Origin of the sequence: Stenotrophomonas geniculata (assembly GCF_034508895.1) — a bacterium.
Classification (GTDB): domain Bacteria; phylum Pseudomonadota; class Gammaproteobacteria; order Xanthomonadales; family Xanthomonadaceae; genus Stenotrophomonas; species Stenotrophomonas geniculata.
Genome location: NZ_CP140571.1, coordinates 1,874,943 through 1,888,411, shown reverse-complemented (window position 1 = coordinate 1,888,411; position 13,469 = coordinate 1,874,943). Strand labels below are relative to the sequence as shown.

Annotated in this window: 13 protein-coding genes; all 13 read left to right on the top strand. The window is 65.2% G+C overall.

Annotated features, from left to right (window positions below; all coding sequences use genetic code 11):
• Nucleotides 1–186 precede the first annotated feature (186 nt).
• The 13 genes from recF (at nucleotide 187) to RI032_RS08770 (ending at nucleotide 13,432) form a co-directional block, all read left to right on the top strand.
• On the top strand, nucleotides 187–1,281 hold the full coding sequence (gene recF / locus RI032_RS08830) for a DNA replication/repair protein RecF (RefSeq protein WP_322548148.1): 1,095 nt from the start codon (nucleotides 187–189) through the stop codon (nucleotides 1,279–1,281).
• Nucleotides 1,282–1,393: 112 nt separating this feature from the next.
• Nucleotides 1,394–3,853 (top strand): DNA topoisomerase (ATP-hydrolyzing) subunit B, encoded by a 2,460-nt coding sequence (gyrB, locus tag RI032_RS08825; protein WP_010487426.1) that lies wholly within the window; start codon nucleotides 1,394–1,396, stop codon nucleotides 3,851–3,853.
• Between the two features lie 67 nt (nucleotides 3,854–3,920).
• Nucleotides 3,921–4,766, top strand: coding sequence for a CPBP family intramembrane glutamic endopeptidase (locus RI032_RS08820; protein ID WP_010487423.1), 846 nt, complete (start codon nucleotides 3,921–3,923; stop codon nucleotides 4,764–4,766).
• A 71-nt stretch (nucleotides 4,767–4,837) separates the two neighbouring features.
• Entirely contained in the window at nucleotides 4,838–5,644 is an 807-nt protein-coding gene (locus RI032_RS08815; RefSeq protein WP_010487422.1) for a M48 family metallopeptidase, read from the top strand.
• Nucleotides 5,645–5,776: 132 nt separating this feature from the next.
• Nucleotides 5,777–6,964, top strand: a complete 1,188-nt coding sequence (locus RI032_RS08810; protein WP_010487420.1) for a tetratricopeptide repeat protein — start codon at nucleotides 5,777–5,779, stop codon at nucleotides 6,962–6,964.
• Nucleotides 6,965–7,107: 143 nt separating this feature from the next.
• The gene (locus RI032_RS08805) at nucleotides 7,108–7,776 is read left to right on the top strand and encodes an energy transducer TonB (RefSeq protein WP_010487418.1); all 669 of its coding nucleotides are present in this window, start codon (nucleotides 7,108–7,110) and stop codon (nucleotides 7,774–7,776) included.
• A 93-nt stretch (nucleotides 7,777–7,869) separates the two neighbouring features.
• Nucleotides 7,870–8,631, top strand: coding sequence for a TonB-system energizer ExbB (gene exbB / locus RI032_RS08800; protein WP_004132614.1), 762 nt, complete (start codon nucleotides 7,870–7,872; stop codon nucleotides 8,629–8,631).
• Nucleotides 8,632–8,693: 62 nt separating this feature from the next.
• The gene (locus RI032_RS08795; RefSeq protein ID WP_005411739.1) at nucleotides 8,694–9,119 is read left to right on the top strand and encodes an ExbD/TolR family protein; all 426 of its coding nucleotides are present in this window, start codon (nucleotides 8,694–8,696) and stop codon (nucleotides 9,117–9,119) included.
• A 3-nt stretch (nucleotides 9,120–9,122) separates the two neighbouring features.
• Nucleotides 9,123–9,536, top strand: a complete 414-nt coding sequence (locus RI032_RS08790; protein WP_005411740.1) for an ExbD/TolR family protein — start codon at nucleotides 9,123–9,125, stop codon at nucleotides 9,534–9,536.
• A 135-nt stretch (nucleotides 9,537–9,671) separates the two neighbouring features.
• Nucleotides 9,672–11,132: a cardiolipin synthase gene (gene cls / locus RI032_RS08785; protein WP_322548147.1), complete on the top strand. Its 1,461-nt coding sequence runs from the start codon at nucleotides 9,672–9,674 to the stop codon at nucleotides 11,130–11,132.
• 40 nt (nucleotides 11,133–11,172) lie between these two features.
• Entirely contained in the window at nucleotides 11,173–11,442 is a 270-nt protein-coding gene (locus RI032_RS08780; protein WP_010487410.1) for a hypothetical protein, read from the top strand.
• 9 nt (nucleotides 11,443–11,451) lie between these two features.
• Nucleotides 11,452–12,195: a pyridoxine 5'-phosphate synthase gene (locus RI032_RS08775; RefSeq protein WP_111104094.1), complete on the top strand. Its 744-nt coding sequence runs from the start codon at nucleotides 11,452–11,454 to the stop codon at nucleotides 12,193–12,195.
• Between the two features lie 145 nt (nucleotides 12,196–12,340).
• Nucleotides 12,341–13,432: a PA0069 family radical SAM protein gene (locus tag RI032_RS08770; protein ID WP_322548146.1), complete on the top strand. Its 1,092-nt coding sequence runs from the start codon at nucleotides 12,341–12,343 to the stop codon at nucleotides 13,430–13,432.
• Nucleotides 13,433–13,469: the final 37 nt, after the last annotated feature.

Here is a 13,469-nt window from a genome sequence, read left to right as displayed (position 1 = left end):
CGGGCCGTTCCTGCCCGGAACGAACGGGCGCGTCACCCGCATTCCACGTGGAACGCGTCCATCGATGGGTGCGGAAGCTGCACCTTCGGCTCGACCGGCCTGCCAGCGCGCCCGGCTTGACCGATGCAGTAAGCTGATGGATTCCCTGCCCCTCTACCGCCTCGTGCGGATGGTCTTTCGCGCCCCATGCAGATCCGCCGCCTCGCCTTGCATCAACTGCGTCGCTTCAGTGCGGTGGACCTGTCGCCCCAGCCAGGATTGAACCTGCTGACCGGCGACAACGGTGCCGGCAAGACCAGCGTGCTCGAAGCCCTGCACCTGATGGCCTATGGGCGCAGCTTCCGTGGTCGGGTGCGCGACGGTCTGGTGCGTCAGGGCCAGGAAGCGCTGGAAATCTTCGTGGAATGGGACGAACAGCGTGCCAATCACCCGCCGCACCGCCGAAAAGCCGGGCTGCGCCACAGTGGCCAGGACTGGAAGGGGCGATTGGACGGCGAAGATGTCGCGCAGCTGGGTAATCTCTGCGCAGCACTGGCCGTGGTGACGTTCGAGCCCGGGAGCCATGCACTGGTCAGTGGTGGTGGCGAACCCCGCCGCCGCTTCCTCGATTGGGGCTTGTTCCACGTGGAACCGGGTTTTCTGTCCTTGTGGCGCCGCTACTCCCGGGCGCTGAAGCAGCGCAACGCCCTGCTCAAGCAGGGCGGGCCGTCGCGGATGCTCGATACCTGGGATCACGAGCTGGCCGAGGCCGGAGAACCGCTGACCAGCCGCCGCCAGCACTACCTGGAGCGTCTGCAGCAGCGCACTGTGGCTTTGGCCGCCAGCCTGGCGCCGCAACTGGGCATCCACGGACTGGACCTGAGTCCTGGATGGCGGCGGCATGAGCTTCCCTTGGCCGATGCCTTGCTTCTGGCCCGGGAACGTGACCGGCAGGCCGGGTATACCTCGGTCGGCCCGCACCGGGCGGACTGGAGTGTGGATTTCCACAGCATTCCGGGGCGTGATGCACTGTCCCGCGGCCAGGCCAAGCTGACGGCATTGGCGTGCCTGCTGGCACAGGCCGAGGACTATGCGGAACAGCGCGGCGAATGGCCGGTGATCGCGCTGGATGATCTGGCTTCGGAACTGGATCGCACCCACCAGGCGCGGGTATTGGAGCGCCTGCTCAATGGCCCGGCACAGATCTTCATCACCGCCACCGAAACCCCGGCGGCGCTGCAGGAACTGACCCACATCGCCCGGTTCCACGTGGAACATGCACAGATCGTGGCTGTGCCATAGTGGGCACACCAGGGCCGCTCGACCCCGGCTGGTATAATTCGGGTTGGAATCCTTTCATTCTCGGCGCATCGCCCCAAGCGGTGGCCGACCTGCGGAGCCTACGGCAAGCGCAATGAGCGACGAACAGAACACCCCGGCAAACAACGGCAATTACGACGCCAACAGCATTACCGCCCTGGAAGGCCTGGAGGCTGTCCGCAAGCGTCCAGGCATGTACATCGGCGACGTGCATGACGGTACCGGTCTGCACCACATGGTGTTCGAGGTCGTCGACAACTCGATCGACGAAGCGCTGGCCGGCCACGCCGACCATGTTGCAGTGACGATCCACGCCGACGGCTCGGTCTCGGTGTCCGACAACGGCCGCGGCATTCCGACCGGCAAGCACGAGCAGATGAGCGCCAAGCTCGGCCGCGAAGTGTCTGCGGCCGAAGTGGTCATGACCGTCCTGCACGCGGGCGGCAAGTTCGACGACAACAGCTACAAGGTTTCGGGCGGCCTGCACGGCGTCGGCGTCAGCGTGGTCAACGCGCTGTCGCAGAAGCTGCTGGTGGACGTGTTCCAGAACGGCTCCCATTACCAGCAGGAATTCAGCAACGGCGCAGCCGTGACCGCGCTGGCCAAGCTGGAAGCCACCACCAAGCGTGGCACCACCGTGCGTTTCTGGCCGTCCACCGTCGCCTTCCACGACAACGTGGAGTTCCACTACGACATCCTGGCCCGCCGCCTGCGCGAGCTGTCGTTCCTGAACTCCGGCGTCAAGATCGTCCTTGCCGACGAGCGTGGTGATGGCCGTCGCGATGATTTCCACTACGAGGGCGGCATCCGCAGCTTCGTGGAGCATCTGGCCCAGCTGAAGACTCCGCTGCACCCGAACGTCATCTCGGTCACCGGCGAGCACAATGGCATCGTGGTGGACGTGGCGCTGCAGTGGACCGACTCCTATCAGGAGACGATGTACTGCTTCACCAACAACATTCCGCAGAAGGACGGCGGTACCCACCTGGCCGGTTTCCGCGGTGCGTTGACCCGGGTGCTCAACAACTACATCGAGCAGAACGGCATCGCCAAGCAGGCCAAGATCAACCTGACCGGCGACGACATGCGCGAAGGCATGATCGCGGTGCTGTCGGTGAAGGTGCCGGACCCGAGCTTCTCCAGCCAGACCAAGGAAAAGCTGGTCAGCTCCGACGTGCGTCCGGCGGTGGAAAATGCCTTCGGTGCGCGCCTGGAAGAGTTCCTGCAGGAAAACCCGAACGAAGCCAAGGCGATCGCCGGCAAGATCGTCGATGCCGCCCGTGCACGTGAAGCTGCGCGCAAGGCCCGCGACCTGACCCGCCGCAAGGGTGCGCTGGATATCGCTGGCCTGCCGGGCAAGCTGGCCGACTGCCAGGAAAAGGATCCGGCACTGTCCGAACTGTTCATCGTCGAGGGTGACTCGGCAGGTGGCTCGGCCAAGCAGGGCCGCAACCGCAAGAACCAGGCGGTGCTGCCGCTGCGCGGCAAGATCCTCAACGTGGAACGCGCGCGCTTCGACCGCATGCTGTCCTCCGACCAGGTCGGTACGCTGATCACCGCGCTGGGCACCGGCATCGGCCGTGACGAGTACAACCCGGACAAGCTGCGGTACCACAAGATCATCATCATGACCGACGCCGACGTCGACGGCGCCCACATCCGCACCCTGCTGCTGACGTTCTTCTACCGTCAGATGCCGGAGCTGATCGAGCGCGGTTACGTCTACATCGGCCTGCCGCCGCTGTACAAGATCAAGCAGGGCAAGCAGGAGCTGTACCTGAAGGACGACCCGGCGCTGGACAGCTACCTGGCCAGCAGCGCAGTGGAAAACGCTGCACTGGTGCCGGCCACCGGCGAGCCCGGCATCGAAGGCCTTGCGCTGGAGAAGCTGCTGCTGGCCTACGCGGCCGCGCTGGATTCGATCGAGCGCAACGCACACCGCTACGACCGCAACCTGCTTGAAGCGCTGGTCGATTTCGTACCGATGGACCTGGAAAGCCTGCGCGCTGCCGGCGAAGGCGAGGGCCTGGATGCACTGGCCAAGCGCCTCAACCAGGGCAGCCTGGGCAGCCCGCGTTTCACGCTGGAACTGCAGGAAGCCAACGACGAGCGCCCGGCCGCTGTGCTGGTGACCCGTCGCCACATGGGCGAACAGCACATCCAGGTGCTGCCGATGTCGGCCTTCGAAAGCGGCGAACTGCGCGCAATCCACCAGGCATCGAAGCTGCTGCACGGTCTGGTCCGCGAAGGCGCGACCATTTCCCGCGGTGCCAAGTCGATCGAAGTCGACAGCTTTGCCAAGGCACAGAACTGGCTGCTCGAGGAGGCCAAGCGCGGCCGCCAGATCCAGCGATTCAAGGGCCTGGGTGAAATGAATCCGGAGCAGCTGTGGGACACCACGGTGAATCCGGAAACCCGTCGACTGCTGCAGGTGCGCATCGAAGACGCTGTCGCTGCTGACCAGATCTTCAGCACGCTGATGGGCGATGTCGTCGAACCGCGTCGCGACTTCATCGAAGACAACGCGCTGAAGGTCGCAAACCTGGATATCTGACACAATCGGGACACGGCCGGTGCGCGGGGAGGCGCGCCGGCCTTCGACTCTTGAACACAGGTACCTGATGTCCGCATCCGCCCCGGTTTCCGCTCCGCCCCCGGTTCCGCCGGCTTCTGCCGCGCCGCGTGCCGTTTCGCCGTTGGCGGGGTTCTTCATCGACCTGGGCATCGCCGCCGTCACCCTGTTCGGCCTGAGCCTGATCAGCGGCCTGCTGTGGGGCCTGTACCGTGGCGTGGTGGTCGGTTACGCGAACGCACAGGCCGGCGCTGGCGCACCCGAGGCCAGTTCGGTAGCGGCGTCACTGGGCCAGCCCGGCGCGCTTGCGCAGATTCTCATGGCGCTGTTTGCCACCGGCGGCGCCGCGCTGCTGCTGTACTTCTGGCGACGTCCGGCCAACACGGCCGAGCGCCACGCGTCGCGCCAGGCGCTGCGCCGTCCCTCCACCTGGGGCTGGACCCTGCTGGTGGCGACCCTGATCGTGCTCGGCAGCAATGGCATCGCCTTCCTGGCCAAGCAGTTCGGTATCGAGCCGGTTCCCACCAACCTGGCGCTGATGCAGAGCGCGATCGCGCGCTTCCCCTTGTTCCTGGTGCTGTTCGCGGTGGTACTGGCACCGGCCTACGAGGAGCTGCTGTTCCGCCGCGTGCTGTTTGGCCGCCTGTGGAAGGCCGGGCGTCCGTGGCTGGGCGTGGTACTGAGCAGCCTTGCTTTTGCCCTCATCCATGAAATCCCTGGCACCAGCGCCAACGGCCCGGCCGAGATCGCGCAGCTGTGGCTGGTCTATGGCGGCATGGGTGCTGCGTTCTGCTGGTTGTACCAGCGCACCGGTACGCTCTGGGCCGCGATCGCCGCGCACGCGCTGAACAACGGTGTGGCGCTTGCCGCACTTGTGTTCTTCGGGGCAACGTAACGCCGTGTCCGCTTGACGAAAGATTAAGCCGCTAGGCTACACACTGCGCATATGAACACGGGGGTGGATCCATGAAACAACTGCTGCTGGCCCTTGTCATCACCACCCTGGTCAGCGCCTGCGCGACCACGACCTCCCCTACCGGCCGCCGGCAGATGGTGGGCGGGGTGTCGCAGGCGCAGCTGGATCAGCTCGGCGCTCAGGCGTTCGCCGAAACCAAGCAGAAGGAAAAGATCAGCACCGACGGCCGCCAGAACGGTTACGTGCAGTGCGTGGTCAATGCCCTGGTCGCGCAGCTGCCGCCTCAATACCGTGGCGTACGGTGGGAGACGGCGGTGTTCGTCGACAAGGAGCCCAACGCCTTCGCCCTGCCCGGCGGCAAGGTCGGCGTGAACACTGGCATCTTCACCGTCGCCAAGAACCAGGATCAGCTGGCTGCCGTAATCGGCCATGAAATCGGCCACGTCATCGCCCGCCACCACGAGGAGCGCATCACCCGGCAGATGGGCGCGCAGACCGGGCTGGCCGTGCTCGGTGCGCTGGCCGGCGCGGCCTACGGCGAAGGCGCTGCCAGCACCGTCAACCAGCTTGGTGGCATGGGCGCGCAGACCGCCTTCCTGCTGCCCGGTTCACGCACCCAGGAAAGCGAGGCCGACGTGATCGGCCAGCGACTGATGGCCCAGGCCGGCTTCAACCCGGCGCAGGCGGTCGACCTGTGGCAGAACATGATGGCTGCCAGTGGCGGTCGCAGCCCACAATGGCTGTCCACCCACCCCGACCCAGCCAACCGGATCCAGGAACTGCGACGCGATGCACCGGCTCTGACGCCGGTCTATCAGCAGGCGCAGGCGGCCGGGCTGCGGCCAAAGTGCGGATGAGTGCGCATTTCTATGCTGTATTGCAGCACATAAAACGATTTCTCACGCCATCTGTTTCTGATACGTTTGGCGGCTCAGATTTTTCTGACAGTCCGACTTTGCCGCTAACCGGCGGTTCGATCGAGGTGAACGATGATTTTCCGTAACCACAAAGCTGTGCTTTCCGTCCTCGTCGCGACCGCCCTGACCGGCGCCGTGGTCACCGATGCCTTCGCGCAGTCCTCGCGTTCCTCCGAGCGTGGCAACCGCGGCGGCAAGCAGGCCAAGGCCGAAGCGCTGTACCCGAACGCGACCCGCGAGGAGCCGACCGTCAAGGCATCGGCCAAGCTGGGCAGCAAGCTGCAGAAGATGATCGACAGCTACAACAAGGAAAAGTTCCCGGAGACGCGCACGCAGGCCGACGCGATCCTCGCTGACAGCGCCGCGAACGAGTACGACAAGTCGCTGGCCGCGCAGCTGGCCTCGCAGGCCGCCTACCAGACCGACGACACGCCGGCTGCCGTTGCCTACCTGAAGCAGGTCCTGCAGTTCAACGGCCTGGACAACAACGGCCACTTCCAGTCGATGCTGATGCTGGGCCAGCTGCAGCTGCAGGAAGACCAGACCGCCGAAGGCCTGGCGACCCTGGACAAGTACTTCGCCGAGAGCAAGTCGACCAAGCCGGAAGAACTGATCGCCAAGGGCCAGGCGCTGTACCAGCTGGAGCGCTACCAGGAAGCGATCCCGGTGCTCAAGCAGGCCATCGCCGGTGCCACCGAACCGAAGGACAACTGGAACCAGCTGCTGATGGCGGCCCTCGCCGAAGCCGGCCAGTCCGGCGAAGCGGTGAAGGAAGCCGAGGCGCTGGCCGCCAAGAACCCGAACGACAAGAAGGCCCAGCTGAACCTGGCCAGCATGTACATGCAGGCCGACCAGATGGAAAAGGCTGCCGCGGTGATGGACAAGCTGCGCAGCAGCGGCCAGCTCACCGAAGAGCGCGAGTACAAGCAGCTGTACTCGATCTATGCCAACACCGAACACAAGGAAAAGGACGTCATCGCGGTCATCAACGAAGGGTTGCAGAAGGGCATCCTGAAGCCGGATTACCAGGTCTACCTGGCGCTGGCCCAGTCCTACTACTACTCCGACCAGGTGCCGCAGGCGATCGATGCGTGGCAGAAGGCTGCCCCGCTGTCCAAGGACGGTGAGACCTACCTGAACCTGGCACGCGTCCTGCATGCCGAAGGTCGCATCCCGGAGGCCAAGCAGGCCGCCCAGCAGGCGCTGGCGAAGGGTGTGAAGAACCAGGCTGATGCCAAAAAAATCATCAACCTGAAGTAAGTAGGAATAACGCCTGAATGCCTGCACAGTTGATGCGCAGGCGCTCAGGATTGGTATAAGCTTGGAGGTTCCTGCGGTGTCATGCACCGCTGATCAGGGATTCCGCCCCCGGCATCCCGGCCCCACTATTGAGCTCTTGGCGCATGACGGAACAACTAGTCGTTCACCGGTACGAACAACCCGATGACAAGGGGCTGAGCTGGCCTCGCATCGTCGGCATCGCGTTTGTAATTGCCCTGCATCTGGCCGCGTTCATGATGCTCCTGATCCCCGCCGTGGCTCCCAAGGCCGTGGCTGAGAAGGAGCGCAACGTCATGGTGACGATCGTCGACGCCCCGCCGCCGCCGCCCCCGCCGCCGCCGCCGCCGCCGCCGACCGATACTCCGCCGCCGCCGGTGAAGAATCTGTCGCCGCCGAAGCCGTCGCCGGTCCCGCCGCCGCCGCAGGCGCCGGTCGTGGACGTGCCGGAACCGCGCCCGAACGACATCGTCACCCCGCCGTCGCCTCCGGCGCCGCCGGCACCGCCGACCTCGATCGAGGCCAGCGTGGACATCTCGTCGAAGGCCATGAATCCGCCGCGCTACCCGCCGGCAGCCTTCCGCGCGGGTATCCAGGGCGAAGTGATCCTGATCATTGATGTCGATGCCAGCGGCAACGTCACCAATGTCACGGTGGAAAAGTCCAGCCGTAACCGCGACCTGGACCGTGCTGCGATGGAAGCGGCTCGCAAGTGGCGCTTCAACGCCGCTGAAGCAGGCGGTAAGAAGACGGCAGGTCGCGTTCGCGTTCCGGTCAACTTTGCGCTGAACTGATGCGCCAGGGTGGCCGCCGGCCACCCCCGCTCCCGGTTCGATTGTTTAGCTTAGCTACACCCTTTATCACCACACACAACAAAGGTAAGCGTCATGCTGCAGGAAATTTTCATCGCCGCTGCTGCCGGGGGCAATCCGTCCAACGCCCTGTCGCAGATGGGCTTCGAGCACCTGATCCACGAAATGACCACCAAGCCGGGTGATTTCGCGGTTTCCTGGGTCGTGCTGCTGACCCTGGTCGTCATGTCGGCCATGTCCTGGTACTGGACCGTCATCAACATCTTCCGTGCTACCCGCCTGAAGAGCGCCGCCGATCGCGTCGTCAGCCTGTTCTGGGACACCCCGAACGCGCAGGACGCCATCCGTGCGATGGAAGAACAGCCGGCTTCCGAGCCGTTCTCGAAGATCGCCCTGGACGCTGCCCAGGCGGCTGCCCACCACCAGCGCGCTGAAGGCGGCGCCACCGGCGGCGTGGGTGAGAACCTGAGCCGTTCGGAGTTCGTCGACCGCGCCCTGCGTCAGGCCGTGACCCGCGAAAGCAACAAGCTGCAGTCGGGCATGACCCTGCTGGCCACCGTCGGTGCAACCGCTCCGTTCGTCGGTCTGCTGGGTACCGTGTGGGGCATCTACGGCGCGCTGATCAAGATCGGTGCCACCGGCTCCGCTTCGATCGACGCCGTTGCCGGCCCGGTGGGTGAAGCGCTGATCATGACCGCGATCGGTCTGTTCGTCGCGATCCCGGCCGTGTTCGCCTTCAACTTCTTCAGCAAGATCAACAGCGCGACCATCAGCAAGTTCGATACCTTCGCGCACGACCTGCACGACTTCTTCGCCACCGGCTCGCGCGTCCGCTAATTGCGGCGCGCGTCACCCAGCGACGAACGTAAGTAGTCACCAAGATCTAGACGGAGCCCGTTATGGCTTTCAGTAGTGGTAACAGCGGCGGCCCCATGGCCGACATCAACGTTACGCCCCTCGTGGACGTGATGCTGGTGCTGCTGATCATCTTCATCATCACGGCGCCCCTGATGTCCCACAAGGTCAAGGTGGATCTGCCGGAAGCCAACCTGATCCAGAAGCCGGAAGATGCTGAAAAGCGTTCCGGACCGATCACCCTGGCAGTCAAGGAAGACGGCTCGATCTACTGGAACGACGAAGAAATCAACAAGCAGACTCTCGAGTCGCGCTTGGCGACCGCCGCCCAGCAGACCCCGCAGCCGCCGCTGAACCTGCGTGGTGACCGCACCACCAAGATGCGTGTCATCAACGACCTGACCAAGGTCGCGCAGGAGCAGGGCATGCTTGACGTCGGCTTCGTCGCGACCAAAGAAAAGGGGCAATAAGCCATGGCATTCAGTAGTGGTGGTGGCAAGGGCCCCATGGCAGACATCAACGTCACGCCCCTCGTGGACGTGATGCTGGTTCTGCTGATCATCTTCATCGTGACCGCGCCGATCATGACGTATCCGATCGCCGTGGACCTGCCGCAGCGCGTGCTCAACCCACCGCCGCAGCTGGTCGAACCGCCGCCGCCGATCGAACTGAAGATCGACGCCAGCAACCAGGTCTCGTGGAACAACAGCCCGATCAATACCAGCGAGCTGCAGCAGCGGATGGAGCAGGAGGTCCAGCGTGACCCGACCAACCAGCCGGAACTGCGCATCGACGCCAGCCCGGATTCCGAGTACGACGTGATGGCCAAGGTTCTGGCCGCTGCGAAGAACGCTCAGATGAAGAAGATCGGTTTTGTGCAGCAGTAATCGCTACACCGCAACACAACAGTCATGACGCGACTGCAGACGCCCCTGGAAACAGGGGCGTCTTTTTTGTTCTCATCCTGGCACACGGGTCGAGGTTGGATCCCATCGGGTGGCATGCGCCGCTATGATCGGCGGATGCTCGCCCTCTTCGACTCCCTGCGCCACTGGCTCGACGGCATCGCCCACCTCGGCACGATCCTGGCGGTAGCCTACCTGCTGTACCTGTTCGCGCTGGCGGGCTGGATCATGCTGCAGAAGCGCGAGCCGGTGGCGACGCTGAGCTGGATCCTGTCGCTGGCGCTGCTGCCGTACCTGGGCCTCTTCATCTACTACCTGCTGGGCCCACAGAAGGTGAAGCGGCAGCGTTTGCGCCGTGGCCGCGCGCGGTCGGGCATGGAGCACTACAGCGACGTCTGCCCACCCGACGCCGACTGCACCGAGCTGGCCAAGATCGCCCAGGCCACGACCGGGCTTGCGCCGAGCAGCGCCACCGAAGTGACCTGGCTGGTGGACGGCGCGGCGACCTACGCGGCGCTGCTTGAGGCCGTCGCACAGGCACGCGACCACGTGCATCTGGAGTACTACATCTTCAACCCGGACCATGCCGGAACCGCCCTGCGTGACGCGCTGGTGGAACGTGCACAGGCCGGCGTGCAGGTGCGCCTGCTGCTCGATGCCGTAGGCTCTTCCGCCCTGCCCCGCCGCTTCCTGCAGCCGCTGCTCGACGCCGGTGGCGAAGCGATCTGGTTCCACCCACGGCAGCTGCTGAAGCCGTTCAAGCGCCCGTGGTTGAACCTGCGTACCCACCGCAAGCTGGTGATCGTCGATGGGCGCCTCGCCTTCACCGGTGGCATCAACATCACCGACGACGAGGATGAAAGCCGCAGGGCGGATGCCTACCGCGACCTGCACATGCGCATCCGCGGCCACGTGGTGCGCAGCCTGCAGCTGGTGTTTGCCGAGGACTGGCTCTACGCAAGTGGGCAGGATCCCTCGCGCATGGACATCGCCCGTCTGTGGCCGGCCGACATGCCGCTGCGCGGCGATGGTGCGATCAACGCCCAGGTGCTGGTCTCCGGTCCGGACTCGGGCTGGGAAACGATCCATCGCCTGCACGTGGCGGCGATCCAGGAAGCGCATGAGCGTGTCTGGCTGGTCACGCCCTACTTCGTGCCGGGCGAAGCGGCGCGGATGGCGTTGACCTCGGCCGCGCTGGGCGGCCTGGACGTGCGCCTGCTGGTGCCGAAGATGAGCGATTCCTGGTTCGTCACCCAGGCCGCCCGCTCCTACTTCGACGAGCTGCTGCATGCCGGGGTGAAGATCTACGAGTACGGCCCGCGCATGCTGCATACCAAGGCCTTCATCGCCGATGACGACGTCTGCATCGTTGGCAGTGCCAACTTCGATCACCGCAGCTTCCGGCTGAACTTCGAGCTGTCGATGATGATCAGCGACCGTGACCGGGTGGCTGTCCTGGCCGAACTGCTGCAGGGCGAATTCGACCGTTCCACGCGGGTGCACGACCAGGCCGGCCGTTCGCTGTGGCTGCACCGCCTGCCCGAGGCCTTCGCCCGGCTGGCCTCGCCGCTGCTCTGACGCAGCGCTACACTGCGGCGATCATCCGGGGAGCCCGACTATGTACTGGTTGTACCTGCTGCTGGCGCTGGGCTGTTTCGCCTTCGCGCTGAAGACCCCCAGCGCCGGGCTGATGACTCTGTGCCTGCTGGCCGCCCTCGCCTTCCTGCTAGCCTGGGTGCGAGGCCGCTACGTGGCCCGCTTCGGCGATCTGCAGCGCGACCCTGCCACCCTGGTCGATGCCGAGGAACTGCGCCGCCTGCGCGAGCGGGCCCAGGCCCGCCCTGGTGACGACCACAACGACCACGATCCGTCCCCTCTTTCCAAGTAGTTCCGTTCCATGACCCAGCTCAGCGTCAACGTCAACAAGATCGCCGTCCTGCGCAATTCGCGCGGCGGTGCCGAACCGGACGTGGTGCGTGCCGCCCAGGCCTGCCTGGATGCCGGCGCGCATGGCATCACCGTGCATCCGCGACCGGACCGCCGCCATATCACCGCCGAGGACGTGCTTGCGCTGTCCACACTGACCCGCGCGCGCGGTGTCGAGTTCAACATCGAAGGCAACCCGTTCGCGCCGCCGCGCGAGGGTTACCCCGGCCTGCTGCCGCTGTGCGCGCAGACCCGCCCGGCGCAGGCCACCCTGGTGCCTGACGGGGACGGCCAGATCACCTCCGATCATGGTTTCGACTTCGAGCGGGATGCCGAGCGGCTGCGCCCGCTGATTGCCGAACTGAAAGCGATGGGTTGCCGCGTCAGCCTGTTTGTCGACGCGGGCAACCCGCTGCTGGAGCAGGCGGCCGAAGTCGGGGCCGATCGCATCGAGCTCTATACCGGCCCGTACGCCGAAGCCCACGCGGCCGGCGATGCTGACGCGATGCTGGTGCTGTTCGCCACTGCTGCACGCCGTGCGCAGGCCGTCGGCCTGGGCGTGAACGCCGGCCACGATCTGTCGCAGGACAACCTTCGCGATTTCCTGGCCCACGTGCCGGACGTGCTGGAGGTGTCGATCGGCCACGCGCTGATCGGCGAGGCGCTGTATGACGGGCTGGATGCTACGGTGCGCGGCTACCTGGCGCTGCTGTGACCGATGGGTGCAGCCGAGCATGGGCTCGGCTCTACAAGGTACCCGTATCCACTGTAGAGCCGAGCCCACGCTCGGCTCAGACTTGCCCTGAACCCTTCAGGCGGCCGTCGCAGCCATTGAGACGGCCACGACGTACGCTGCCGCAATGGGTATTGCGATCAAGGGCCGAGGTTCCACGTCCCACCTTGCCGGGCGCTTTGAAAGCACCGTCAGCGAGGCGGTGGACGACGGCTGGGCGGTGGACGAGAGCGTGGAGTTCCTTGCCCCGCGCCTCCGCACCGAGGTGCGTGCCGACACCGCGCGTAGCATCATCACCCGCAACACCTCGCCGGACGTGGGCTTCAGCCAGTCGGTAAACCCCTACCGCGGCTGCGAGCATGGATGTTCCTACTGCTTCGCGCGCCCCTCGCACGCCTATCTGAACCTGTCGCCGGGCCTGGACTTCGAGACCAAGCTGTTCGCCAAGACCAATGCGCCGCAACTGCTGCGCAAGGAGCTGTCGAAGCCGGGTTACGTGCCGCAGCCGATCGCGCTGGGCATCAACACCGATGCGTACCAGCCGATCGAGCGCAAGTTCAAGCTGACCCGCCAGCTGATCGAAGTGATGCTGGAAACCAAGCATCCTTTTTCGCTGATCACCAAGAACGCACTGGTCGAGCGCGATATCGATCTGCTTGCACCGCTGGCGGCGGAGAACCTGGTCAGCGTGCACTTCTCGGTGACCTCGCTGGACCCGCATCTTTCCGCAAAGCTGGAACCGCGCGCATCGGCGCCGCATGCACGGCTGCGCGCGATGAAGCGTCTGCATGAAGCGGGCATTCCGGTCGGTGTGATGGTGGCGCCGGTGATCCCATGGATCAACGACAGCGAGCTGGAGGCCGTGCTGGAGGCTGCGCACGACGCTGGCGCCAGTACCGCTGGTTACGTGCTGCTGCGCTTGCCGCTTGAAGTGGCGCCGTTGTTCCGCGACTGGCTGGACACCCATCATCCCGATCGTGCCGCGCATGTGATGAGCACCATCCAGCAGCTGCGTGGCGGCAAGGACTACGACAGCCAGTTCGGTACGCGCATGCGCGGCCAGGGTGTGTATGCGGATCTGTTGAACAACCGCTTCAAGCTGGCGCGCAAGCGCCTCGGCTTCAACGCGCAGAACAGTCATTGGCCGAAGCTGGATTGCAGCCGGTTCCTGAAGCCGTTGCCGCCGAAGAAGGATTCGCCGCAGGGGTCGTTGTTCTGAGTCCATCCGTCGAGCATGGCTCGACTCTACATCCGAG